The 24500-nt window shown below is 63.8% G+C and carries 23 protein-coding genes; 9 read left to right on the forward strand and 14 right to left on the reverse strand.

Going from position 1 to position 24500, the window contains the following annotated elements; genetic code table 11:
- Window positions 1-40 precede the first annotated feature (40 nt).
- The 3 genes from DDE20_RS15105 to DDE20_RS15115 form a co-directional block, all read right to left on the reverse strand.
- Window positions 41-1261: an MFS transporter gene (locus tag DDE20_RS15105; RefSeq protein WP_116559361.1), complete on the reverse strand. Its 1221-nt coding sequence runs from the start codon at window positions 1259-1261 to the stop codon at window positions 41-43.
- 51 nt (window positions 1262-1312) lie between these two features.
- Entirely contained in the window at window positions 1313-2023 is a 711-nt protein-coding gene (locus DDE20_RS15110) for a haloacid dehalogenase type II (RefSeq protein ID WP_116559362.1), read from the reverse strand.
- An 85-nt stretch (window positions 2024-2108) separates the two neighbouring features.
- Entirely contained in the window at window positions 2109-3770 is a 1662-nt protein-coding gene (locus DDE20_RS15115; protein ID WP_116559443.1) for an FAD-binding dehydrogenase, read from the reverse strand.
- 240 nt (window positions 3771-4010) lie between these two features.
- Here DDE20_RS15115 and DDE20_RS15120 point away from each other — a divergent pair, with 240 nt between their 5' ends.
- A complete protein-coding gene (locus tag DDE20_RS15120; protein WP_116559363.1) occupies window positions 4011-5174 on the forward strand; it encodes a polysaccharide biosynthesis/export family protein in 1164 nt (387 codons plus the stop codon).
- 34 nt (window positions 5175-5208) lie between these two features.
- Here the strand turns inward: DDE20_RS15120 and DDE20_RS15125 are convergent, their stop codons facing one another.
- Window positions 5209-7839 carry a phosphoenolpyruvate synthase gene (locus DDE20_RS15125; RefSeq protein WP_116559364.1) on the reverse strand — a complete coding sequence of 877 codons (2631 nt, stop codon included), beginning with the start codon at window positions 7837-7839 and terminating at the stop codon, window positions 5209-5211.
- 167 nt (window positions 7840-8006) lie between these two features.
- On the opposite strand from DDE20_RS15125, the gene DDE20_RS15130 reads away from it, so the two are divergent.
- The 3 genes from DDE20_RS15130 to DDE20_RS15140 all read left to right on the forward strand — a co-directional run bounded on the left by DDE20_RS15130 (window position 8007) and on the right by DDE20_RS15140 (window position 11446).
- Entirely contained in the window at window positions 8007-8966 is a 960-nt protein-coding gene (locus DDE20_RS15130; protein ID WP_116559365.1) for a TAXI family TRAP transporter solute-binding subunit, read from the forward strand.
- Between the two features lie 69 nt (window positions 8967-9035).
- The gene (locus DDE20_RS15135) at window positions 9036-9470 is read left to right on the forward strand and encodes a DUF1850 domain-containing protein (protein WP_240608115.1); all 435 of its coding nucleotides are present in this window, start codon (window positions 9036-9038) and stop codon (window positions 9468-9470) included.
- A complete protein-coding gene (locus DDE20_RS15140; RefSeq protein WP_116559367.1) occupies window positions 9467-11446 on the forward strand; it encodes a TRAP transporter permease in 1980 nt (659 codons plus the stop codon). Before DDE20_RS15135 ends, DDE20_RS15140 begins: the two co-directional genes overlap by 4 nt.
- A gap of 42 nt (window positions 11447-11488) precedes the next feature.
- Here DDE20_RS15140 and DDE20_RS15145 read toward each other — a convergent pair whose 3' ends face one another.
- From DDE20_RS15145 to DDE20_RS15175, 7 genes are all read right to left on the reverse strand, one after another.
- Window positions 11489-12166, reverse strand: coding sequence for a GntR family transcriptional regulator (locus DDE20_RS15145; RefSeq protein WP_116559368.1), 678 nt, complete (start codon window positions 12164-12166; stop codon window positions 11489-11491).
- 115 nt (window positions 12167-12281) lie between these two features.
- Entirely contained in the window at window positions 12282-12668 is a 387-nt protein-coding gene (locus tag DDE20_RS15150) for a hypothetical protein (protein WP_133240361.1), read from the reverse strand.
- 21 nt (window positions 12669-12689) lie between these two features.
- The gene (locus DDE20_RS15155; protein ID WP_116559370.1) at window positions 12690-12890 is read right to left on the reverse strand and encodes a Trm112 family protein; all 201 of its coding nucleotides are present in this window, start codon (window positions 12888-12890) and stop codon (window positions 12690-12692) included.
- Window positions 12887-13540: an LON peptidase substrate-binding domain-containing protein gene (locus DDE20_RS15160; protein ID WP_116559371.1), complete on the reverse strand. Its 654-nt coding sequence runs from the start codon at window positions 13538-13540 to the stop codon at window positions 12887-12889. Before DDE20_RS15160 ends, DDE20_RS15155 begins: the two co-directional genes overlap by 4 nt.
- A 42-nt stretch (window positions 13541-13582) precedes the next feature.
- Window positions 13583-14497, reverse strand: a complete 915-nt coding sequence (gene trxA / locus DDE20_RS15165) for a thioredoxin (RefSeq protein WP_116559372.1) — start codon at window positions 14495-14497, stop codon at window positions 13583-13585.
- A gap of 234 nt (window positions 14498-14731) precedes the next feature.
- On the reverse strand, window positions 14732-15520 hold the full coding sequence (locus DDE20_RS15170; RefSeq protein WP_116559373.1) for an exodeoxyribonuclease III: 789 nt from the start codon (window positions 15518-15520) through the stop codon (window positions 14732-14734).
- A gap of 322 nt (window positions 15521-15842) precedes the next feature.
- Window positions 15843-16529 carry a response regulator transcription factor gene (locus tag DDE20_RS15175; RefSeq protein WP_116559374.1) on the reverse strand — a complete coding sequence of 229 codons (687 nt, stop codon included), beginning with the start codon at window positions 16527-16529 and terminating at the stop codon, window positions 15843-15845.
- 171 nt (window positions 16530-16700) lie between these two features.
- On the opposite strand from DDE20_RS15175, the gene ribA reads away from it, so the two are divergent.
- Complete coding sequence (ribA, locus tag DDE20_RS15180; protein WP_116559444.1) at window positions 16701-17771, forward strand: GTP cyclohydrolase II; 1071 nt, start codon at window positions 16701-16703, stop codon at window positions 17769-17771.
- The gene (locus DDE20_RS15185) at window positions 17768-18268 is read left to right on the forward strand and encodes a L,D-transpeptidase family protein (RefSeq protein ID WP_116559375.1); all 501 of its coding nucleotides are present in this window, start codon (window positions 17768-17770) and stop codon (window positions 18266-18268) included. Before ribA ends, DDE20_RS15185 begins: the two co-directional genes overlap by 4 nt.
- Window positions 18269-18339: 71 nt before the next feature.
- On the opposite strand, the gene DDE20_RS15190 is transcribed toward DDE20_RS15185, so the two are convergent.
- The 3 genes from DDE20_RS15190 to DDE20_RS15200 form a co-directional block, all read right to left on the reverse strand.
- Window positions 18340-18990: a YggS family pyridoxal phosphate-dependent enzyme gene (locus tag DDE20_RS15190; protein ID WP_116559376.1), complete on the reverse strand. Its 651-nt coding sequence runs from the start codon at window positions 18988-18990 to the stop codon at window positions 18340-18342.
- 78 nt (window positions 18991-19068) lie between these two features.
- Window positions 19069-19356, reverse strand: coding sequence for a hypothetical protein (locus DDE20_RS15195; RefSeq protein WP_116559377.1), 288 nt, complete (start codon window positions 19354-19356; stop codon window positions 19069-19071).
- A gap of 169 nt (window positions 19357-19525) precedes the next feature.
- The gene (locus DDE20_RS15200) at window positions 19526-20404 is read right to left on the reverse strand and encodes a porin (protein WP_116559378.1); all 879 of its coding nucleotides are present in this window, start codon (window positions 20402-20404) and stop codon (window positions 19526-19528) included.
- A gap of 369 nt (window positions 20405-20773) precedes the next feature.
- Here DDE20_RS15200 and DDE20_RS15205 point away from each other — a divergent pair, with 369 nt between their 5' ends.
- The 3 genes from DDE20_RS15205 (at window position 20774) to DDE20_RS15215 (ending at window position 24494) form a co-directional block, all read left to right on the forward strand.
- The gene (locus tag DDE20_RS15205) at window positions 20774-21277 is read left to right on the forward strand and encodes a DUF3576 domain-containing protein (RefSeq protein ID WP_116559379.1); all 504 of its coding nucleotides are present in this window, start codon (window positions 20774-20776) and stop codon (window positions 21275-21277) included.
- Window positions 21278-21439: 162 nt separating this feature from the next.
- Window positions 21440-23992: a leucine--tRNA ligase gene (gene leuS / locus DDE20_RS15210; RefSeq protein WP_116559380.1), complete on the forward strand. Its 2553-nt coding sequence runs from the start codon at window positions 21440-21442 to the stop codon at window positions 23990-23992.
- On the forward strand, window positions 23979-24494 hold the full coding sequence (locus DDE20_RS15215; RefSeq protein WP_116559381.1) for a twin-arginine translocation signal domain-containing protein: 516 nt from the start codon (window positions 23979-23981) through the stop codon (window positions 24492-24494). The genes leuS and DDE20_RS15215 overlap by 14 nt, the downstream gene beginning before the upstream one ends.
- Window positions 24495-24500: the final 6 nt, after the last annotated feature.

Consider the following 24500-nt stretch of genomic DNA (forward strand, 5'->3'; position numbering starts at 1 on the left):
AATCCGTCCCCCGTTCTTGCCCGCTAACGCGGGCTGCGGCTCAAGCCTGCGCCGCCGCGCCGCGCCCGCGCTTGGGGCGTCCGGCCAGCAGCAACACCAGCATGATCGCGATATTACCCCCATTCCAGATGATGCCATTGACCAGCGCCAGTTGATACGAGCCGGTCATGTCATAGATCACCCCGCTCAACCAACCGCCCAGCGCCATGCCAAGGATCGTCGCCATCAGCACGAAACCGACCCGCGCACCGGCCTCTTTGGCGGGCATATACTCGCGCACAATGATCGTATAGGCGGGCACGATCCCGCCTTGGGTCAGGCCGAAGATCAGGCTGACCAGATAGAGCGTCGCCGCCCCCTCTGATGGCAAATACAGCGCCAGTGCGATCATCTGCCCGACCGATCCCAACAACAGCGTCGGAATACCGCCCAACTTGTCGGCGATCATCCCCGAGATCAGCCGTGAGGCGACGCCGCCCAGCAGCATCACCGAGAGCATCTCGGCACCGACCGCTGGCCCATAGCCAAGGTCGACACAAAACGCGACGATATGCACCTGCGGCATCGACATCGCCACGCAGCAGGCGACTCCCGCCGCGGCGAGTATCCACATCAGCGCGCGCGGCGAGAAGGGCAGCACGCGCGGCGCCGAAAATGTCGATTGCGCCGCGGCGGTCAGGCTGCTGGCGGGCAGGCGGCGACGCAACAGCACCGTCGCGGGCACCACCAACGCGCTGACCAGCACCGCGAGCGTCAGATAGACTGCGCGCCAGCCCTGATCGGCCAGCACTCCGGCCAGCAAAAACGGCCAGATGGCGCCCGCCAGATAGTTCCCGCTGGCCGCCACCGCCACCGCGATGCCGCGTTTGCGCCGGAACCAGAGCGAGATATCGGCCATCAGCGGCCCAAAGAACGCCGCCGTGCCCAGCCCGACGATCCCCTGCGCCAGTGACAGCATCAGGATCGAGCCGCTCAGCGACGCCAGCACATAGCCCAGCGAGGACAGCAGCGCCGCCGCCGCCAGCGCCCGCGCCACGCCGAAACGGTCCACCGCACTGCCGATCACCAGATTGCCCAGCGCAAAGCAGATCATCGTCACCGTATAGGGCAAGGAGGCATCGCCGCGGCCAACGCCGAACTCGCTTTGCACCTCGGGCATGATCACAATGATCGACCACATGCCGGCGTTGCCAACGGTGGCAATGCCCAGCGTCAGCGCCAGTCGCGTCCATGAATACCGGCTGTCGAGAATATCGCTCATTCCGGCACTCTAGGCGCGAAAGTGCGATGCATCCAGCGCAAATTTTACAGGTTAAGCACTGCCGTCCGATAGCCCCGCCAGCAGCGCCGGCAGCCCCGTGAGATCGGACAGGATCTGCGCCGGTCTGCCGTGTAGCCGGTCAACCGGCGCGGTGTCGCGGTTCACCCAGGCGGTGGCGAACCCATAGGCCGCCGCCGAGCACACATCCCAGCCGTTTGACGAAACGAAGAGCACCTCGCGCGGCGCCAGACCCATTTGCTGCCCGACCAGCCCGTAAACCGACGCGTGCGGCTTGAACACGCCGACATCCTCAACCGACAACAGTGCTTCGAACACTCCTTGCAGAGCTGCCGACCCCACCGCCCCTTCCAACATGCCCGGCGAGCCATTCGACAGGATTGCCAGCCGCTGCCCCTGCGCCTGCAGCGCGCCCAGCATCTGCGGCACCTCGGGAAACGCGGGCAACTCCCAGTAAAGCGCCAAGAGCCGCGCGCGTAGGGCCGCATCCTCCAGCCCCGCCGCCTCCAGCGCCCAATCGAGCCCGTCCTGCGTCACCTGCCAGAAATCCACATGCGCGCCGGTCACCGCCCGCAGCCATGTGTATTCCAACTGCTTCTTGCGCCAATCCGCCGCCAGTTGCGGCCAGAGCGCCGCCCAGCCTTCCGCCCCCGGTTCGCCTGCGGCAATCCGTGCCGCCGCGCCCACATCAAACAGGGTGCCGTAAGCGTCAAACACGCAGGCTTTGATCGGTCCGTCTGGCATATCCGTGCTCCTCATCTGTCGGTAAATATCCTCAGGGGGTGAATTGCGCCGCGCGCAAGAGGGGGCAGAATGCCCCATTCTTCCCTTATCCCGCCGCCGCCCGTCCGGCATTGCGCCCCGAGAAGATGCAGCCACCCAAAAACGTGCCTTCCAGCGCATTATACCCGTGATAACCGCCGCCACCAAATCCGGCACATTCGCCCGCCGCGAACAACCCCTCGATCGGATAGCCCTCGGCATCAAGCACCGCGCCACCCAGATCGGTATGCAGCCCGCCCAGCGTTTTGCGGGTCAGGATCGACAGGCGCACGGCGACTAGCGGTCCGGCCTTCGGGTCAAGTATGCGGTGCGGTTTGGCGGTGCGGATCAGCCGGTCGCCGCGATACTGCCGCGCCCCGCGAATGGCGGCGATCTGCGCATCCTTGGCAAACGGGTTGTCGAGCTGCCGGTCGCGCGCCTCGATCTGAAGGCGCAGCCGCTCAAGATCCAAGGGCATCTCGCCCAGCGCATTCATCCCCGCGACCAGCTCCTCCAAGGTCTCTGCCACGACGAAATCCGCGCCATGCTCCTTGAACGCTTCAACCGGCGCCGCCGCCTTGCCGCCCGCACCGAGCCGCGCCTTGAGCACTTCGCGCCAACTGCCCGAGGTCAAATCGGGATTCTGCTCGCTGCCCGAGAGAGCGAATTCCTTTTTGATGATCGCCTGCGTCAGGATAAACCACGAATAGTCATACCCTGTCGCCAGAATGCGTTTGAGCGTGCCCAGCGTGTCAAAACCGGGCAGATAGGGCGCCTCCAGCCGGTTGCCCAAAGCGTCGAACCACAGTGACGAGGGTCCGGGCAGGATGCGAATACCATGTGCGGGCCAGATCGGCGCCCAGTTGCGGATGCCTTCGGTGTAATGCCACATGCGGTCGGTGTTGATCGTTGCTGCGCCCGCCGCGCAGGCGACATCAATCATATCGCCGTCGACATGCGCCGGGACGCCCGAGATCATCCGCGCAGGCGGCGGGCCGAGACGTTCCTTCGGCCAGGCACGGCGCACCTTCTCCAGATCGCCGCCGATCCCGCCCGAGGTGACAATCACCGCCGATGCCGTGGCGCTGAAGTCGCCCGTCACCACGCGGCTCGAGGCTTCACCGCGCGCCACCTTTGTCGGCTCCAATACCTCGCCCGTCACGCCGGCCACTCGCCCGCCCTCAACGGAAAGCGTGGTGGCACGGTGGCGGAAGGCGAATTGCAGCAAGCCATTGGCCTCATGCTGCCGCGCCAGCCGCAAAAAGGGCGCCAAGACGCCGGGGCCGGTGCCCCAAGTGATATGAAACCGTGGCACCGAATTGCCGTGCCGATGCGCCATCTCGCCACCACGCTCGGCCCAGCCGACCACCGGAAACCAGCGCATGCCCAGCCCCGCCAGCCACGCCCGCATCTCGCCCGAGGCGAAATCGACATAGGCTTCAGCCACCCGCGCCGGCCATTTGTCCTGCGGCCCGTCAAATTGCGCCGAGCCGAGCCAGTCACCCAGTGCCAGCGCTTGGCTGTCGCGGATTTTCATCCGGCGTTGCTCGGGCGTGTCGACCATGAACAAACCGCCCAGCGACCAGCACGCCTGCCCGCCAAGGCTCTGCGCGCCCTCTTGATCCAGCATCAGCACCTTGAGGCCCCTTGCGCAGGCCTCATTGGCCGCGACCAGCCCCGCCAGTCCGGCCCCGACGACAATCACATCTGCGGCGTATCGCTGTCCCATCATCCCTCGCTGTTCCTTGGCAGGCTAGAGGGCAGCAGGCGCCTTGCATAGCCCCCTCGCCATGGGCGCATTTTTCCTGTCCGCAGCGCTGTTTGCCGGTTGTTAACTGCTGCCCCCTAGGCTGCAAACTAAACCTATGCGGGAGGCTTGCCGGTGTCCATGAAGCGCTATAGTCTCCGCCGCTGATGAAACGCGACCCGAGCCTGAACCGCATAAGAAGGAGGCGCAAAATTGATCCAAATGCGCCACGCTTTTGTGACGGCCACCGGGCTGACAGCTCCGCGATTGCCGCAGCTCCCCGAGATGCGTGCCGGCCTGCGCGCGATGCTGATGGCGCTGCTTTTGCCGCTGGTGATCGCCGGTTGCACGATGCCACGCGGGGCCGCCCTGCAAAGCGAAGTCTTGCGCGGCACCGATGCGCCGGATTCCGAGGTGCAGGTGGTTGAGGTCACTCGCGATACGCTCTCCGAGATCGCGCTCTGGCCCGCCGCCAACGCCGAGCCGCGCCAGCGCTGGATCACCACCGGCGCCGCGCCCAGCGCACGGATCATCCGCGCCGGTGATCTGGTGTCGCTCTCGGTTTGGGACAGCCAACCTGATTCGCTACTGACCACCGAAGCCCAGCGCTCGGTGGATATGTCGCGCATTCCCGTTTCTGCCTCGGGAAAGGTGTTTATTCCCTATGTCGGCGAGCTGCGCATCTCCGGCCTGACCGCCGAACAGGCGCGTCGCGAGATCCAGAGCCTGATGGCGCCGATTGTGCCCGACGGGCAGGTCCAGCTCAGCGTTGTGCCGGGCGCGCGCAATACCATCGATGTGGTCACCGGCGTCGCCCGCCCCGGCCGCGTTGAACTGCCCGAGATCAGCCCGACGATCCTCAGCGTGCTGGCCGAATCCGGCGGTATCAGCACCGCGCTGCGCAATCCTTTGGTGCGGCTGAACCGCGCCGGTCAGGCCTATGCGATCCCTGCCCGCAAACTGTTCTCCGATCCCGCGCATGACATCCAGCTGCGTGGCGGCGACCGGATCTTGGTCGAGGAAGACCGCCGCAGCTATATCGCGCTGGGCGCCACGGGCCGCGAACAAGTGGTGTTTTTCGAGCGCGAAGAGATCACCGCGCTGGATGCGCTCTCGTCGATGGGCGGGCTGAACGATTCGCGCGCTGATCTGCAGGGGGTGTTGATCCTGCGCGATTATCCCGAATCGCTGGTGCGTGAGACCGGCCCCGCGCCGCGCAAAGCGCAGGTTGTGTTCACCTTTGATCTGACCAGCGCCAACGGCCTCTTTGCCGCGCGGCGGTTTCATATCCAGCCCGATGATGTGGTGCTGGCCACGGAATCACCGGTGCCGCTGTTCCTGCAAGCGGTGCGCCTGTTCCGCGGCGTCGAGCATTCGGTGAACTGACCGGGCCAGCGCAAAGCGCCCAAGGTCCGGCGCCCTATGGCAAAATCTCCACATATCCGGCATCGCCGTTGATCCGCAGCCGGTCGCCGGTTTTGATCAATGCGGTGGCCTCGGGCACGCCGACCACTGCCGGAATCCCGTATTCGCGCGCCACCACCGAGCCATGGGTCATCAGCCCACCGACCTCGGTGACCAGCGCGCTGGCGTTGACAAACAGCGGCGTCCAGCCCGGATCGGTGAAGGGCGCCACCAATATCTCGCCCGGCGCAAGCGTTTCGCGGCCCGGATCGCGCACCACGCGGGCGATCCCCTCATAGATGCCTGATGACACCGCGCTGCCGATCATAGCACCGTCGGGCGCGCCCTCAACCACCAGATTGGGGCGTGGATGCTCGCCTTCGCTGGTGATCACCCGTGGCGGGGCTTTGCGGGCGTAATGCGCGAAATCCGCGCGGCGCTGCGAAACCAATGCGCGCAGATCGGCGGTCGGCCCCGCAAGTGCATCGCGCAGATCACCGGCCTGCAGGAACCAGATATCCTCGGGCTGCGCCAGAACCCCGCGCTGGCTCAGATCGGCGGCGATCTCCAGAAGGACGGTTTTGACCTCATCCAGCACCATGATCATCATGAATTTATGATGCTCGCGCAGGGGCATCAGATCGCGCGAATTACCGGTCAGCCGCCGCACCAGTGCCCGTTTATACCACGGCACCCGCGCGGGCAGTGCCTGTGCGGCGCGAAGTCCGGCCTCGGTCAGCGCGTCATAATGCCTGCGGTGCGCCCCCGCCTCGCTGTGCTGCGTCATGCCCAGCACCATCTGCAACAGCGAGCCGCTGTCCTCATGCCAACGCGGGCGGCTGATGTCGATCTCGGAGGGGCCACGCGCACCATATCTCTGCAAGAACGCCTGCCATTTGGCCAAAAACTCCGGCCCGCCCGCGACCTGCGCCACCCCGTCGAGAGACACGCCCTCGGGCACCCGCGACAGATGCGCGAACACCTCCTCAGAACCGCGCGCGGCATCGGCCAGATCGCCGATGGCAAGGTTCATATCGGTCACCACATTGCCGACCACGCCGCGCTCGATATCGGCGACCAGATCGGCATTCTGCGCCCCCGCAAGCCGGTGCAGCCAGCGTTGCGACAGGATCCCCGCAACCATCTGCGGCGCCCAAGCGCCAAAGGCCGGCGGCAACCCGCGCAGCGCCGCCAAGGCGCGCTCGAACCGCTGCGCCGGATCGAGGTCGGGCGCGCGCAGATCCAAGGCCACCTGATCAACATAGTCGCGCATCAACCCGTCGACCTTGGCCACTTCGCCCGCGGTTTTGCCAAAGAAAATGAACCACGGAATCCGCCGCGCGTAATGCCGGAGCAGAAACACCAGCCGCAGCGGATTATAGCGCTCGCCCTGCGCCAGAAACTCGGGCCGCTGCACCTGCTCTTTCAGCGCCGCCTGCGCCAGTTGATCGGCGACGCCCATAAAGGTGGTCAGGATCCGCCGCCCCAAAGGATGCCGCAGAATCGGGCTAAGATCGGCATAGACCCGCCCGCCGATATCCTGCGCATAGCGGCTCTCGCCCTGCGCATTCAACCCGATCGACGGGAAATACCGCCAGAGCGAAATCGCCATCGGTGGCATCGCATCGGTCATCACCTGCAGATGCGAGAGGCTCAGAAACACATGCAGACTGTCATCATCGAGCGCAATCTGCGGCATTGGATAGAGCGAGGTGATCGGGCGCGACTGGGTGATGAAAATCTCGCCCCCCGCAATCGCCCATTCGATATCCTGCGGCTGGCCGTAGTGCCCCTCGATCTGCGCGCCGAGCGCCGAGAGCGCGGTGATCTGCGTGTCACTCAACGCGGCAGCTGTCTGTTGCGCCTCGGGCAGATCAACTTGTTCGGTCCCGCCCTCTGCCAGCGGCAGTATCGCCAGTTTCTTGCGCGCTATCTCGCGGCTGACAATCGCGCCGCTGCGCTTGTCGACCTTGTAAAGATCGGCGCTCACCAGCCCCGAGACCAGTGCTTCGCCAAGCCCGAAACTCGCGTCAATCGAGGTGACATGCCGGTTCTCGCTGATCGGATCGGCGGTGAACAGAATACCCGAGAGTTCCGGCAGCACCATCTGTTGCACCACCACAGAGAGCGCCACCTGCGCATGGGCAAAACCGTTTTGCATGCGGTAGAGAACCGCGCGGTCGGTGAACAGCGAGATGAAACACTGGCGGGTTTGTTCGGTCAGCGCCTGCAACCCGATAACATTGAGATAGGTGTCCTGCTGCCCGGCGAATGAGGCGGTCGGCAGATCCTCGGCGGTGGCCGAAGAGCGCACGGCAAAGGCCTGATCCGGTGGCCAGTCCTGCCACGCCTCGGTCAGCGCCTGCACCACCTCCTCGGGCAGGGGCTGCTGCGCCAACAGATCGCGCACCTGTTGCCCCGCCCTGCGCAGCGCTGACAGATCGGCCGGATCAAGCCCTTCCAGCATCGCATAAACCTGCGCCTCCACCGGTGCGACATAGGCGCGGTAGGCCCGCGTGGTGACGCAAAACCCGTCCGGCACCGGAAAACCGGCGCGCGCCATTTCGCCCAGATTGGCGCCCTTGCCGCCGACCTCGGCCAGCGCGCTATGGTCGATACGGGCGAAGGGCAGAACATAGTCCGACATCACAGCCTCCGGCAAATTGCCACATGTGCCTGCATCACAGGTTACGCCGATCCGAATCCGCGTCAAAGGGAATTCCAGCCGGTGCTGCCGTTGCGGAGTCACTTGCCGCAGGGCAAATTCAGTGGTCTAACTGGCGCGCAGAGACAAAAACTGGGAGGCTTTTTGCGATGAAACATACACCCCTTTTGGCCGCCGCGCTGGCCCTGACCGCCGCGCCGGTTCTGGCACAGTCACAGCTATCGATCGCCACCGGCGGCACCGGCGGCGTCTACTACCCGATGGGCGGCGGATTGGCCGAGATCATCAACAACCATGTCGAGGGCTATTCGGCGACCGCCGAAGTCACCGGCGCTTCGGTTGAGAACATGGGCCTGATCGCCACTGGCGACGCCGATCTGGCGCTGGGCCTGGCCGACACCGTGCAGCAGGCACAGACCGGCACCGGCCGTTTCGAGGGCCAGCAGCTGGAAATGATCCGCGGTCTGGCGTCGATGTATGCCAATATGATCCAGATCGTGACGCTGGAAGACAGCGGCATCACCTCGCTGGCTGATCTGGCGGGCCACCGCGTGTCGGTCGGCGCACCGGGCTCGGGCACCGAGATCAACGCCAATGCGATCCTCGAAGCCAATGGCATCAGCTATGACGATATCGACGAGCAGCGGCTGAACTTCAACGAAACCGCGGACGCGCTGGCCAATGGCGATATCGACGTCGGTTTCTGGAGCGTCGGCGCGCCGACCTCCTCGATCCTCAACCTCGCCACCACCCAGTCGATCCGCCTGATCCAGCTCAGCGACGCCGAGATCGAAGCCGCGATGGCCGCGAACCCGATCTTTGCCCGCACCTCGCTGGCCGGTGGCACCTATGACGGGGTCGACGCCGATACCACGGTTCTGGGCGTGCCCAACGTTCTGGCCGTCTCCTCCGAGATGTCCGACGATCTGGCCTATGAGATCGCCAACGCGATGTTCACCAATATCGCCGATCTTCAGGCGGTGCATCCGGCGGCGAACCAGACCACCGTCGAGTTCACCCTCTCGGCCACGCCGATCCCGCTGCACCCCGGCGCGATCCGCTACTTTGAAGAAGTCGGCGCCACTGTGCCCGATCGCCTGCGCCCGTAACGCGGCATGGGTGACCACAGATTTTTCAGGGGGCGGTGCGCCGCCCTCTGGCTGTTTTTTAGTCTGAATTTGGCATCTGCCAGCACTGGCTTTGCCGGCCAGTTGACGATCAGCGACGCCAGCAACGGCGCGGCTCTGGCCAGCACCGAGGTGGCGCAGGGCGCCGGATGGTGCATCCTGTGGAATCATTCCGTGCAGGGTTTCGAAGTCGAGGATTGCTATGAAAACCGCGACGGTGTGATGGTGCTGGTGCGCTCGCATCTGCCGGATTTCGCCGCCGGTCTGGACCATATTCCAGGCCGCGGGCGGCAGGTCTCGGACGGGATGGGCGGCTATTGGATCGAAGATCTTGATGAGCCCGTGCCCGGCAACGCCTATATCTTGCGGCCCGGAGGTCCGGCGGTGAACCACCGCCTGCGCACCGAGGCCATTGAAATTTCATTGACCCAGCTTGCCGAACGCGCTCGTGTTCGCATCGCGCTGCAACCGGATATCGCCCCATGACCCCAGAAGACGCGCCCAAAGCCCCGCAACACTGGCTGATCATGATGGCGATCAGCGTCGTCGGCATTCTGTTATCCGCCTATCAAATGGGCGTCGCCGGCGGGCTGCAGATCCCCGGCTTCTCGCCCGCACTGTTTGACCTGCGCCCGCGTCACCTCGGGTTTATTCTGGTGCTATGCTTCCTGATCTATCCGGTCACCGGCCAGAGCAAACCGCGCGGGGTGATCGGCTGGTTGATCGACGCGCCGCTGATCATCGGCGGCATGCTGGTGTTCTACTGGGTGCCGAGCAATATCGACGTGATCGCCAATTCGATCTTTCCGCGCGATATCGACATCGCGGTGGGGATCATCACCACGCTGTTGGTGCTTGAGGCCGCGCGCCGCGCCGTCGGCCTGTCGATGACCATCATCGCGGGGCTGTTCATCGCCTATGCCTTCTCTGGCCGTCGCGGCGAACTACCGTTTCTGGCGGATTTCATGCCCGGCATCATGAACCACCGCGGCTATTCCCTCGACCGTGTGGCCAGCCAGTTGACGCTGGGCGCCGAGGGGATTTTCGGCATCCCTCTGGGCGTCGCCGCCACGTTTATCTTTGTCTTCGTGCTGTTCGGCGCGGTGCTGGAAGTGACCGGCGCGGGCAAGTTCTTTATCGATTTGGCTTATGCCACCACCGGCCGCCAGCGCGGTGGACCGGCGAAAGCAGCGGTGATCGCCTCGGCGGGGATGGGCAGTATCTCGGGCTCGGCCATCGCCAACGTCGTCACCACCGGCGCCTTTACCATCCCCCTGATGAAGAAACTCGGCTACCGCCCCGCACAGGCGGGCGGGATCGAGGCCGCGGCTTCGACCGGCGGGCAGATCATGCCGCCCTTGATGGGCGCGGGCGCCTTCCTGATGTCCGAATTCACCCAGATGCCCTATATCGATATCGTGCTGATCTCGATCTTTCCGGCGGTGCTGTATTTCGGCGCGGTCTACCTACTGGTCCACATCGCGGCGGTGAAACAGGGCATGACCGGCATGGACGCCGCTGATCTGCCGCGCACCCGCAAGGTGCTGGCCGAGGGTTGGCATTACCTGCTGCCGCTCTTTGCGCTGGTGTTCCTGCTGGTCGCCGGTTTCTCGCCAATGCGGGTGGGGTTCTATGCGGTGCTCTCGATTGCCGGTGCTGCGGTTGCGCGGGCGTTGTGGATCTGGGCCACCTCCGGCCCCTCGCTGGACGCGCTGAAAACCCTATGCGTCTCGGGGCTGATCAAAACCCTGCAGGCGTTGGAACTGGGCGCGCGCAATGCGGTGGCGGTGACCGTGGCCTGTGCGGTGGCCGGGATCATTGTCGGCGTCGTCGGCCTCACCGGCTTGGGGCTGAAGTTCAGCGCAATGATGCTGGCCTTCTCGAACGGCAACCTGCTCTTGGCGCTGGTGCTGGTGCTGCTGGCGTCTTTGGTGCTGGGCATGGGGCTGCCGGTGACGGCGTCATATATCGTGCTGATCATTCTGGTCGGCCCCGCCCTGACCAATGAGTTCGGCCTGCCGATCCTCGTCGCGCATCTGGTGGTGTTCTGGTATTCGCAGGACAGCAACGTCACCCCGCCGGTGGCTTTGGCGGGGTTTGCGGGGGCGGCGATTGCCGGATCGAAACCAATGGAGACCAGTGTGCAAGCGTGGAAATACGCCAAGGGCCTGTATCTGATCCCGCTGTTCATGGTCTATAACGACGCGATCATTCTCGGCGGCCCGCTGCCCGAGGTGATCTGGGCCGGGTTCATCGCCATTGTCGCGCTGATCGGCTTTGCGGCGCTGCTCGAAGGCTTCCTGTTTGCGCCGATGGCTCTGTGGCAACGCGCGCTCTTGCTGCCCGGCGTGGTCGCGGTGTTCTGGCCGAACCTGTGGTATGAGATCGCCGGTGTCGCCATGATCCTTGTGATCCTCGCGCTCAACCGCATGGCGGTGCAACCCGAGGCGGGTGCGGCCTGAGACTAGGGCGGGCTGCTCTACCAGCGGCCCGCCGCACCAAATCTACGGCACAGGCGCCAGCAAACTGTCGCGCACACGGTCCAGCCCCTGCCTGATATCCGCGTCAATCGCCGCGCGCAGATCCACCGCATCGCCGCGCCGCATCGCATCCAGCGCGCCCTTGTGCAGATCAGGGCCCACCGAGCCGCCCTCTTCCACCACCACCCGCAGCGACGGACCAGAGCGCAGCCAGAGCGAATGCGTCACCGACAGCAGGATCTCGGCCTGCGCGGCCTCATAGATGGTGAAATGGAACAGATGGTTGCCGGCCAGATAGCCCTGCACATCACCGGCAGCGATGGCGCGGTCGATGCCCGCGTCGATCATCGCCAGCCGGTCAATCGCACCCGCATCCAGTCGCGCCAAAGCCCGCTCGGCCAGATCAGGTTCCAGCATCAGCCGCGCAAAGGCCAGTTCGTCCACCTGCGCGGCGGTCAGCACCGGCACCGAGATACGGCGGTTTTCATGTAGGGTCAGCGCGCCCTCGGCGGTCAACCGGCGGATCGCCTCGCGCACCGGAGTCATCCCCGCACCCAGCGCCTGCGTCACCCCCTGCAGTGTCACCTTCTGCCCCGGCGCCAACTCGCCAAACAGCATCATGTCGCGCAACCGGCGATAGGTCGCCTCATGCACGGGCAGGCGGCTGGAGGCGATCAAAGGGGCGGGGTTGGGCGGGGTCATGCCATCCGGCTTATGGGTTTCGATATCCGGTGTTAGCGCATTGCAGCGCGCCTGCCTAGCACCCTCTGCGCAGGGCTTTTCCGGCGCGCGCAGCTTTGTGCCGCAGGTGGTCCCGTCACTCCGCCGGATAGGTCGCGCGGCAGGTGGCAGCGGCTTGCGCAACGCGCCCGTCCTCGCGGGCCAACTGCCGCTCCAAGAGGGCGATACGCTCGGCTTCCAACTCGGGGTTGATCCGGTGATGGGTCTCGCGCGTCTCATGCTCCCAGCGCATACAGGGCTCGAGAACACCCTCGGCGTTGACGCAAAACCCGCTCTCCATCACCGGCGTCAGCACCCGCTCGATGCGGAAACCGCGCTGCAGATTGCCGCGGCGCTCATCAAGCTCGCGGCTGATCTCGCGCTGGTCCCGCTCGGCGGCGTAAAGACATTGCTCCAACGGCGTCGCACAGCCCGCCAGAACCGCCAATCCGGCCAACATCATCGACACTCTCAGCAACGACATCTCCGCACCTCACCCTTGCCTTCAGTCCAATTCGCGCGCCTCGGAGGCCAGCATGATCGGTATACCGCCACGGATCGGAAACGCCAGATGCGCCACGCGTGAGATCAATTCCTGCGCCTCGGCATCATAGCGCAACTGGCCCTGCGTCACCGGACAGACCAGCCGCTCGAGCATATGGCGCTGCGCTTTCACCGGATCGGGATTGCCTGTCGTGTCAGTCATTGCATGGTCTCCCCCAGCGATCCACCCGAACCACAGAGCGCGAATTCCATCAGCGCCACAAGCGTCTCGCGGCGGGTGGTCAACGATGGTGCTTCCAACAGAGCCTGCCGCTCCTCAGGGCTGAACGGGCAAAGCATCGATAGCGCGTTGATCAACAATTCATCCTCGGCTTCCTTCAGATCGCTCCATTCCGTCGACAGTGACGAGGCTTCGAAATAGCGCCTTAGCAGTTCCAGAAACTCGGGGCGGTCCATCTGCGGATCGCTTTCCGGCAACCGCAGGTCGCGTTGGAAACCTGCCCAGTCAACCTGTCCGACGCGGTAGGGCTGTTCGCCGTGGCGCAGCGCGCCGATCAGACGAAATCGCGACACGCCGGTCAAGGTGATCATATAGCGCCCGTCCTCGGTTTCGGAAAACGAGGTCACCCGCCCCGCGCAACCGATACTGTGCAACCGCTGCGCCTCACCTGCGGGCACGGCGCGCGGCTGGATCATCCCGATCATCCGCGCGCCGGTTTTCAAACAGTCCTCGAGCATCGTCAGATAGCGCGGCTCGAAAATATGCAGCGGCAGTTTCGAGCGCGGCAGCAACAGCGCCCCCGGCAAGGGGAACAGCGCAAGCGTCTCGGGCAGGTCTTTGGTGTTCAACATGATGCTGACATAGGTCGTCCGAGGGGCCAGTCAAAGCCCGGCTTAGGCAAAGATCATCGACGACAGACGGCGACGGCCTTTCTGGGCCAGCGGGTCGGTGGGCTGCAGCGCGTCGAAGATGGTGAACAACTGCGCCTTGGCGGCGGCGTCGTTCCACTCACGGTCGCGGCGGAACAGGTCCAGCAGCAGATCAATCGCGCCCTCAACGTCGCCGCTGGCATGCAGTGCATTGGCCAGATCAAAGCGCAATTGATGGCTGTCGGGCTCGGCCTCGAGCGCTGTGCGCAGCTCCTCCACCGGACCGGCCTCGGAGGCCTGACGCGCCAGTTCTAGCTGCGCGCGCGCGGCGTCCAACTCGGGGGCCTTGGCGATTGCAGCGGGGGCATTGGCCAAGAGCGCCTCGGCCTGATCCAGCGTGCCGATGGCGATATGCGCCCGCGCCAGACCGCCAAGCGCGGCGGCATTCTCGGGCTCTTCGCCAAGGATCGCGGCAAACACTTCGGCGGCATCGGTCGCGGCCCCTTCCGCGAGCATCGCGTCGGCCTCTTCCAGCGCCGCCTCCAGCCCGCCGTCATCGGCCTGCGCTGCCAGCTTGTCGACGAAGGCCTTGATCTCGGACGGGGCCAGCGCGCCCTGAAAGGCGTCAACCGGACGCCCCTCATGGAAGGCATAGACCGTGGGGATCGACTGCACCCGCATCTGCCCGGCCAGTGCCTGGTTCTCGTCAACGTTGATCTTGACCATCCGCACCTTGCCTTTCGCCGCCGTCACCGCCGCCTCCAGCGCCGGACCCAGCGTCTTGCAAGGCCCACACCAGGGCGCCCAGAAATCGACAATCACCGGCACCTGCTGGCTTGCTTCGACCACATCGGCCATGAAGCTCGCTTCATTGGTGTCCTTGATCCACTCGGCAGCATTGGCGGTCGGGGTGGCGGTTTGGTCAAAATTACCCAGCATGGCGGTCCTCTTGCAATTCATATGTCGCAGCGTGTTGCCCGTTATATGAGGGCACAAAGCCCTGACGCCAAGGGGCAAGCGTCGCTGCGCTCTGGTTTGCCCGCGTATTCGGCGCAAGGAGCGCGGTTTTCACCCCGCGCCAGTTCCGCCATGGCGCAAAACCCCCGACGTCATCTGTCGATAAATATCCCGGGGGAGCCGCCGCAGGCGGTGGGGGCAGCGCCCCCTCTTCGCTTACAGATCAAACCGCGCGAACACCGGCGCATGGTCGCTCGGCTTCTCCCAGCCCCGCGCCGCACGCAGAATCCGCGAGCTATGCCCCGCAGCCGCGATATCGCCACTCGCCCAGATATGATCCAACCGGCGCCCCTTATCGGCCCCGTCCCAATCTTTGGCACGGTAGGACCACCAGCTATAAAGCTGCCCCTCGGGGATATCCTGACGGGTGATATCCACCCATTTCCCCGCCTCCTGCGCCTCGTGATAGGCCTCGACCTCGATCGGCGTATGCGAGACCACTTTCAGCAGCTTCTTATGGCTCCAGACGTCATCCTCGCGCGGCGCGATGTTCAGATCGCCGACCAGAATCGATTTCTCCGGCAGGCTCTCGCGGAACCGGTCGCGCATCTCGGCGACAAAATCCAGCTTATGGCCGAATTTCTCGTTCACCTCACGATCGGCCACATCGCCGCCCGCTGGCACATACATATTGTGGATCACCACGCCGTTTTCCAACTCGCCGGCGACATGGCGCGCGTCGCCCTTGGCGCACCAGTCAATATGGCCCGCGTCACGCATCGGCAGCCGCGAGATGATCGCCACGCCGTTATAGCCCTTTTGCCCGCGCGCAACGAAATGCGTATAGCCCAAAGCCGCGAAGGCCTCGGCGGGCATCAGCTCCACCGGACTTTTGCACTCTTGCAGACAAAGCACATCCGGCGCCTCTTCGGTGAGCAATTTCTCCACCAGCCCCGCGCGCAGCCTGACCGAATTGATGTTCCATGTGACCAGCGTGAACGCCATGATTGCTCCTGTAAATTTCTGCGCCGACGCGTCAGTTCTGCGCGGCACTGCCCTCACATAACAGATCACGGCGGCGGCCAAAAGAAAGCCCCGGCGGCAAAATGCCATCGGGGCGAAGTCTTACAAGGAGTGGCCGGTGACTAACCATCCCGACCACCGACGAGTAAGCCAAATTAAATTCACCTGTGCAACAAAAAAGAACCTCAGGTTGCAAAACCCGGAGTAATTAGGCGGATATATGCCATTTCACCAACATCTAGTGGGGCGCACGCCTCAACACGCAAAACCTTGCCTGCAGGCAAACGCCGCGCCCCCTGTGATGTTACGGCACCAACCGGTAACCGCCCGGTTCGGTTACCAAAAGCCGCGCGCTCGACGGGTCGGGCTCGATCTTCTGGCGCAGCCGGTAGATATGGGTTTCCAGCGTATGGGTGGTGACACCGGCGTTATAGCCCCAGACCTCATGCAGCAGCACCTCGCGCGGGGCCAGACCCTCCGGCGCGCGATAGAGGAACTTGAGGATATTAGTCTCTTTCTCGGTCAGGCGGATCTTACGGTCATTGCCGTCGATCAGCATTTTTTGCGCCGGTTTGAACTGATAGTCGCCCAGCTGGAAAATCGCGTTCTCGGATTGCTCGTGCTGGCGCAACTGCGCGCGAATACGGGCCAGCAGCACCGGGAATTTGAACGGTTTGGTGACATAATCATTGGCACCCGATTCCAGCCCAAGGATCGTATCGGCATCCGAATCGTGGCCGGTCAGCATCAGCACCGGGCATTTCACCCCTGCTTTACGCATCCGCTTACACAGCTCGCGGCCATCGGTGTCGGGCAGGCCGACATCCAGAATCACCAGATCATATTGCTCGTCGCGCACCCGCTCCATCGCCGAGGCGCCGCTATCGGCCTCGAAAGTGTCGAACTCCTCGGTCGAGACCAGCTGCTCGGCCAGCGCGTCGCGCAGGTCGTCGTCATCGTCGACCAACAGAATCTTGTTCAGTTTCGACATCTTATCGCTCCTCGATTAGCCGTGTTCTTCCTCTCATAGGTGACGCTTCGGGCATGATCCTTCAAGAACAGGCGGGTTTTCTCACGCGGACGTGTCAAAACGCGGTGCTATGTTTCAATTTGCCCCCAGCTATCTTACATCCAAGGGGCAAATGTTTCAGCCAAGGACGTGATCTTGCTCTCGCCCAGCCCCCTCGAACGCCTCAATCGCGCCCGCGCCGACCTGCGCATGGGCCTGCCGGTGGTCCTGACCGACGGTACGGATGCCGCTTTGGTCGCCGCCAGCGAAACCCTCGATGAGGCGCGGCTCGCAGCGATGCGCGGCTTCGGCACGGTGGTGGTGGTGCTGACCGCACATCGCGCGCAGACGCTCAAAGCGCGGGTCTATGACGGCGATCTGTCCCGCGTGGTCCTGCCCGCCGAGGCCGGTGTCGGCTGGATCGAAGCACTCGCCGATCCCGCCGAAGACCTGACCCATCCGATGAAAGGCCCGCTGACCTCGCAGCGTGAGGGCGATGCGGGCCTGCACCGCGCCGCGATCCGGCTGGTGAAATCCGCGCAACTCCTGCCCGCGGCGGTGCTGGTGCCCCTGCCTGCGGCGCACGGCTTGGACGGCCTCACAAGCCTCACTGCCGGTGAGACCGAGGCCCCCGAGACCCGCCTTGATCCGGTTGTCGCCGCGCGCCTGCCGATGCAACTGGCCGGTGTCGGGCGCCTGCATGTGTTTCGTCCGCAAGACGGCGGCATCGAGCATTACGCCATCGAGATCGGCCGCCCGATGCGCGATTCGCCGGTGCTGGCACGCCTGCATTCGGCTTGTTTCACCGGCGATGTGCTGGGCTCGTTGAAATGCGACTGCGGCCCGCAACTCCACGCCGCGCTCTCGGCGATGCAGACCGAGGGGGCGGGCGTTTTGCTCTACCTCAACCAAGAGGGGCGCGGCATAGGGCTGGCCAATAAAATGCGCGCCTATTCGCTGCAAGACCAAGGCTTTGACACCGTCGAGGCCAACCATCGACTGGGGTTTGAGGATGACGAGCGCGACTTCCGACTCGGTGCGGAACTGCTGCGGCGGCTTGGCTTTGAACAGGTGCGGCTCTTGACCAACAACCCGAAGAAACAGGCGATGCTGGAGAGCGGCGGCATCAAAGTCACCGAGCGGGTGCCGCTGAAAGTCGGGCTGACGGAAGAAAACGCCGCCTATCTGGCCACCAAAGCGGCGAAATCCGGGCATCTGCTGTGACCCGCGATGACCTGCTGCTGACCCCCACCGGTGTGCTGTTTCAAAAACGGCGCCTGCCCTGCACCGTGGGGCGCGGCGGGATCATCCACGATAAACGCGAGGGCGATGGCGCCACCCCTACCGGCACCCATCGGATCACCGGCCTCTGGTTTCGCCCCGACCGTATCCCCGCGCATCTGCTGCCGCGTCATGCCCGCCCGATCACCCCGCGGGATCTATGGTGCGACGCGCCCAATGATCCGGCCTATAACCAGCACGTCCGCGCGCCATTCAAAGCCAGCCACGAGGTGCTGCGCCGCGCCGATCCGCAATATGATCTGATCCTGACCACCGATTGGAACACGCCGGCAGAGCCGCACAAAGGCTCGGCGATCTTTCTCCACACATGGCGGCGCCCCGGCCATCCCACCGCCGGTTGCATCGCATTCTCACGCGCCGATCTTCTGTGGATCATCGCGCGCCTGACCGCCCGCAGCCGCGTGATCGTGCGCGGCTGACCCGCTCATCTGTCCAAAAATATCCTGGGGGTGAGGCCGCAGGCCGAGGGGGCAACGCCCCCTAACCCGCCTCAGCCCTCGCGCGCGCCGAATATCGCCGAACCCACCCGTACATGGGTCGCGCCCAGCGCCACGGCGGTCTCGAAGTCATCCGACATGCCCATCGAGAGACCGGTTAGGCCGTTGCGCTCGGCAATCTGCGCCAGCATCTGAAAATGCGGCGCCGAGTCCTCACCGGCGGGGGGGATGCACATGGCGCCGATCACCGGCAGATCCATCCCGCGCATCTGCGCGATCATCGCATCGGCATCCTCGGGCAGCACACCGGCTTTTTGAGGCTCGGCACCAGTGTTGACCTGCACAAAGAGATCAGGACAGGCGCCGCGCTCCTGTGCCAGCCGCGCAAGGGTATTGGCCAGACGCGGGCGGTCTACCGAATGGATCGCGTCAAACATCTCGACCGCAGCGCGGGCTTTGTTGGTTTGCAACGGGCCGATCAGATGCAGCGAGATATCTTCGAATTCCTGCTGGAACTCCGGCCAACGGGTCTGCGCCTCTTGCACACGGTTCTCGCCAAAAATCCGCTGCCCTTGCTGCAACACGGCGCGCACGCGGTCCTCGGATTGCACCTTGGATACGGCGATCAGGGTGACCGAGTCGGGCGCGCGTCCGGCCTCAGCCTCGGCGGCGCGCAGGCGTTCGGTGATAGTGGCAAGCGTCATGGCCCCTCCTTTCAAATCTGCCGCAGAAAGCCACAGACCGCGCGAAAAGGGAAGGGATCAGCCAGGATGCAGGCGGGTTCAGTCGAACTGCACCCCAATGGAGGCATTCGGCGCCAGCGCGGTGGGGCGGCGCGGCTCGAAATTGCCGACCTCAACGCCCAATTCAAAGCGGAACTGCAGGCCGTTGTCGGCGCGGTGCGTATAGGTCGAGGTATAGCGCCCCTGATAGAGCGTCTGGACGCGGCCATTCGGGGAGTTTGGATCGGACTGATAGGCAACGCCAAACCGCGCGTCGATGGAATGCGTAACATCGGCCAGTGCAGGGCTCGCCAGCGTCACGGAAAGGGCCATCAGTAAACTGCGCATACATCATCCAACCTGAGTCTGTGGACGATTTACCATGGGGTGTGGTGGCGAGGAATGAAAATGCGCGTGACTGCGCGATCTCTCGCCGAAGCCTTCAGGGAATTGCACAGTCCAGAAATGCAAAAGAGCGGGCCTAAGCCCGCTCTCCGCAAATTAACCAGTGGGCTAATTAGAAGCCGAATGCGACGCCAATGGTGGCGGAGCGATCGGTGCCAACTGCTTCGTAGCCAGCGGTCAAGACGGCGCCGCCACCCAAGCCGTAGCCGTAGCTCAGGCCATATGCACGGGTGTTGCCGGGAGCTGCAGCAACGCGACCGACATATGCATAGAGGTCACCACCGCCGAGAGCAACCGAGCCGCTGAGCTGCCAGTTGGTTGCAGTGCTGTCGTGTGCAACCAAAGCGCCAACGCCCCATGCGCCACCATTGTAGTGGCCCGAAACGGTCCAGATGCCGGTGCCCGAGGTGGTGTAGCCTGCTGCAACAGTGAAGGCGTCAAAGGAAGTGCGTGCACCAACTTCGGTCGCACCGACACGGTCATGCGAAATTGCAACGCGAGTATCGCCCATCGAATAGTCGATGCGAGTACGTGTGGTTGCAAGATTGCCGGTCGAATTCTGACCCTGAGTCACGCCCGGATAGGTAACCAAACCAGCGGTGTCTCCGCAGAGGTTGCCACCGACATAACCAACAGAACAGCCGCCAGCGTAACCGAATGCAGTGCCCGCACCACGGATAGCACCGTCAACGTTACCGAAGGTCAGGCGCAGGCCGTTCGACTCAACCCAAACGCGCGATTCAGAAAACACACCCGTCGACATGGTGTTGATGCGTGCGCGCGACCATGCGCCGAACGTCAGGCCGTGGTCGGATTCTACAGCAACGTTAAAGTTGAACTGCAGACGGTTTTCCTGCGACCAAGTCCAGCCGCCGCCAGTGTTCATACCAACGATACCCATGCGGCCTTCGCCGCTGATGGTCACTGCTTGTGCATTTGCCAGACCTGCCGACAGAGCCAGAGCGGTCGTTGCAAGGAGAATTTTTTTCATGGTTTCCCTCGTAGACTAAAAAATCGAAGCCCAGCTCGTCAGTAAGTTGGGTTGACCCTATTTCTCGTTTTTGCAGGGGCTTTGCAACAACGAGACCACGGCCCCCTGAACTCTGGCTGTTTGTGGTGCAGATTTGCCACGCAACCACCCCGCCCCTGCCGCAACCGCCCGAACTCCCCGCTTTGCCGCCGTTTTCGCCTCAGCCAGTGCCAATGCGCGGGTGTTTGCGCGCGGCCCGCATGACCCATGTGCAAACCGCTTGTTCGATCCCCGCCCCTCGTTTAGATACGGCATCTATACATGCGCATAGGGCAAATCCCTTATACATTATTTATGCGTGGCATTTTTCGGCTTGGACGGGAGCAGCAAATGGCGGCAAAACCGGCGACGGCAATCATCGTGGCGCTGAGCGCGACATTGGTTCTTTCTGGATGTGGCGGGAGAAGTTTCTTTGGTGGCGACCGCGCCGCCTCGCAGGAGGCATCGAACGCCTATGCGCTGGAACAGCAGCAGGCCGAGTCAGGGATCACCGGTTCGGTGCTGAGCCTGTTTGCCAATCGCGAGGATCCCTCGACGGTGCTGACCGTCAACCGCTATATCTGGACCGCCTCGCTGGAGGTTTTGGACTTCCTGCCGGTGGAAACGGTCGACCCCTTCTCGGGCGTGATCACCACCGGCTTCGGCACCCCGCCGGGCGGCGGACGCCCCTACCGCGCCACGATTGCGGTGAGCGATGCCGCCCTTGATGCGCGCTCACTCAATGTTGCGCTGGTCACGCGCGGCGGTCCGGCCAGCGCCGAGACGGTGCGCGCGGTCGAGAATGCGATCCTGACCCGCGCGCGGCAAATCCGTATCCGCGAGTTGGGGCTGTAACAGCTCACGGCGCGCGCCATGCGAATCGCCCTGCGTGCCGCCCGCAGAATCGCCCTGCAACTCGTTTGCGGCGGGCTGGACCCCTCGGCGCTGCAATAGTAAGACATTGCCGGGCCCCGTGGCCCGGTTTTTTCATATCCAATTCAATTCAGGATACATCCCATGCCAGGCCCATCCGACGCCCGCTACCAGCCGCAGACCATCGAACCCCGCTGGCAGACAGCTTGGGACACCGCCGGATGCTTTCTGGCCAAGGTCGATCCCTCGCGGCCCAAGTATTACGTGCTCGAGATGTTCCCCTATCCCTCGGGGCGCATCCATATGGGCCATGTGCGCAACTACACCATGGGCGATGTCGTCGCGCGCTATAAAAAAGCGCAGGGTTTCAGCGTCTTGCACCCGATGGGCTGGGACGCCTTCGGCATGCCCGCCGAGAACGCGGCGATGCAGGAGGGCGGTCATCCGGCGACCTGGACCTATAACAATATCGAAGTGATGAAGGGCCAGATGAAGCCCCTCGGCCTGTCGATTGACTGGAGCCGCGAATTCGCCACCTGCGACCCCGAGTATTACGGCCAGCAGCAGGCGATGTTCCTCGATATGCTGAAATCCGGTCTGGTCTACCGCAAGAACGCGGTGGTGAACTGGGATCCGGTCGATATGACCGTGCTGGCCAACGAGCAGGTGATCGACGGCAAGGGCTGGCGCTCGGGCGCTGAGGTCGAAAAGCGCGAGCTGACCCAATGGTTCTTTAAGATCTCCGAGTACTCCGAGGAACTGCTGGCAGCGCTCGATACGCTGGAGCATTGGCCCGCCAAAGTGCGCCTGATGCAGGAAAACTGGATCGGCAAATCACGCGGCATCGACATTCCGTTCCGCCGCACCGATGGCGAAGCGCCGATCATCTGCTATTCGACCCGCCCCGACACCATGCACGGCGCCAGCTTCGTGGCGATCTCGCCCGAACATCCGGTCTCGCGCGCTCTGGCCGAGGATAACGCCGAACTCGCCGCCTTTATCGCCGCCGCCCGCAAGATGGACACCACCGAAGCGGCGATGGAGAAGGCCGAGAAAAAAGGCATCGACACCGGCATCACCGTGCGCCACCCGATCCATCCTGATCAGGAGCTGCCGGTCTGGGTCGCCAACTTTGTGTTGATGGATTACGGCACCGGCGCGGTCTTTGGCGTCCCCGCCCATGACCAGCGCGACCTTGATTTCGCCCGCAAATACGGGCTGCCGGTGCGCAACGCCTTCTATCTGCCCGGCCAAGAGGTCGAGGTGGAAAACGAGGCCTTGGTGCCGCCGAAATCCGAGACCGTCGATTTCATCGACCATTTCGCCGGCGTCACCAAAGCGACCAGCCAAGAGGCGATCGACGCCACGATTGACTATTTCGAGGCGCATGATCTCGGCGTCGGGCAAGAGAAATACCGCCTGCGCGACTGGGGCCTAAGCCGTCAGCGCTATTGGGGCTGCCCGATTCCGGTTGTGCATTGCGACGCTTGCGGAGTGGTGCCCGAGAAAAAGGAAAACCTGCCGATCCGCCTGCCCGAGGATGTCAGCTTTGACAAACCCGGCAACCCGCTGGACCGGCACCCGACCTGGCGCAACTGCGCCTGCCCCGCCTGCGGCAAGGAGGCGCGGCGCGAGACCGACACGATGGATACTTTCGTCGATTCCTCGTGGTATTACGCCCGTTTCACCGCCCCCCATGCCGCGACCCCCACCGATCCCGCCGAGGCTGAATACTGGATGAACGTCGATCAATATATCGGCGGTATCGAGCATGCGATTCTGCACCTTCTCTATTCGCGGTTCTTTGCCCGCGCGATGCATAAAACCGGCCATCTGCCCGCCAGCGCCGTCGAGCCCTTTGACGCGCTGTTTACCCAAGGCATGGTCACGCATGAGATCTACAAAACCAAGGATGAGCGCGGGCGGCCGATCTATCATCTGCCCGAGGATGTCGAGGACGGCAAACTCATCGCCACCGGCGAGGCGGTCGAGACCACCTCTTCGGTGAAAATGTCGAAATCGAAGAAAAACGTCGTCGATCCGGTCAATATCATCGAGCAGTTCGGCGCCGATACCGCGCGCTGGTTCGTGATGTCCGACAGCCCGCCCGAGCGCGATGTCGAATGGACCAGCTCGGGCGCCGAGGCGACCTTCAAGCATCTGTCCCGTGTCTGGGCGATGGGCGAGCGGATCGCGGCGATGCCTGCCGATGCGCCGGGCGATGACGCCGACCTGACCCGCGCCATGCACCGCGCCGTCGATGAGGTCACCACGATGATCGAGGGATTCGCCTTCAACAAGGCGATTGCGAAACTCTATGAGTTCTCGAACACCCTGTCGAAATCCAAAGCCTCGGCACGAATGCAGAAAGAGGCGGCGCGGGTGTTGGCGCAATTGATGGCGCCGATGGTGCCGCATCTGGCCGAAGACCTCTGGCATCAGTTGGGCGGCGACGGGTTGGTGACCGAGGCCGCATGGCCCAAGGCCGACCCTGCGTTTCTGGTCGATGACACTGTCACCTTGCCGGTGCAGATCAACGGCAAGCGCAAGGCCGAGATCGCCGTCGCACTGGATGCCAGCAAGGAAGAGGTTGAAAAAATCGCGCTCTCCGACGAAGCTGTGACGCGGGCGCTTGCGGGGGCCACGCCGAAAAAGATCATCGTGGTGCCGGGGCGGATCGTGAATGTGGTTATCTGAGCGACGGGGATTGACGAATAGGCGGGGATTCTTGGCCGGGTTGGGCGTTCTGGCGCTCACCGCAGGCTGCGGGTTCCGGCCCGTCTATGGCCCGCAGGGACAAGGCCGCGCCCTGCGCGGCGCGATCCGTCTGGAAGATCCGGTCACGCGCAATGATTTCCAGTTTGTCACCGCCTTTGAGGATATTCTCGGCCGCCCGACCGCCACGCGCTATGCGCTTTCCTATAGCATCACCACCGAAGAAATCGGCGGTGGCGCGGTGCAAAACCTTGGCGACACGCGGATACAAGTCTTTGGCACGCTTGAGTTTTCCGTCACCGCTCTGGACAGCGGCGCCGAAGTGGCCTCGGGCGACATCCGCAACAACACCACCTATTCGACGACCAGCACGCAATTGGCGACGCTCACCGCCAAAGAGGACGCCGAATTGCGCCTGATGCGTCTGCTCGCCGAGGCGCTGGCGACGCGGCTTTATACCGAACCGGGCCTCAGCCCGACATGAAACCGA

Origin of the sequence: Pararhodobacter oceanensis (genome assembly GCF_003076755.1) — a bacterium.
In the GTDB taxonomy this organism is placed as follows: domain Bacteria; phylum Pseudomonadota; class Alphaproteobacteria; order Rhodobacterales; family Rhodobacteraceae; genus Pararhodobacter; species Pararhodobacter oceanensis.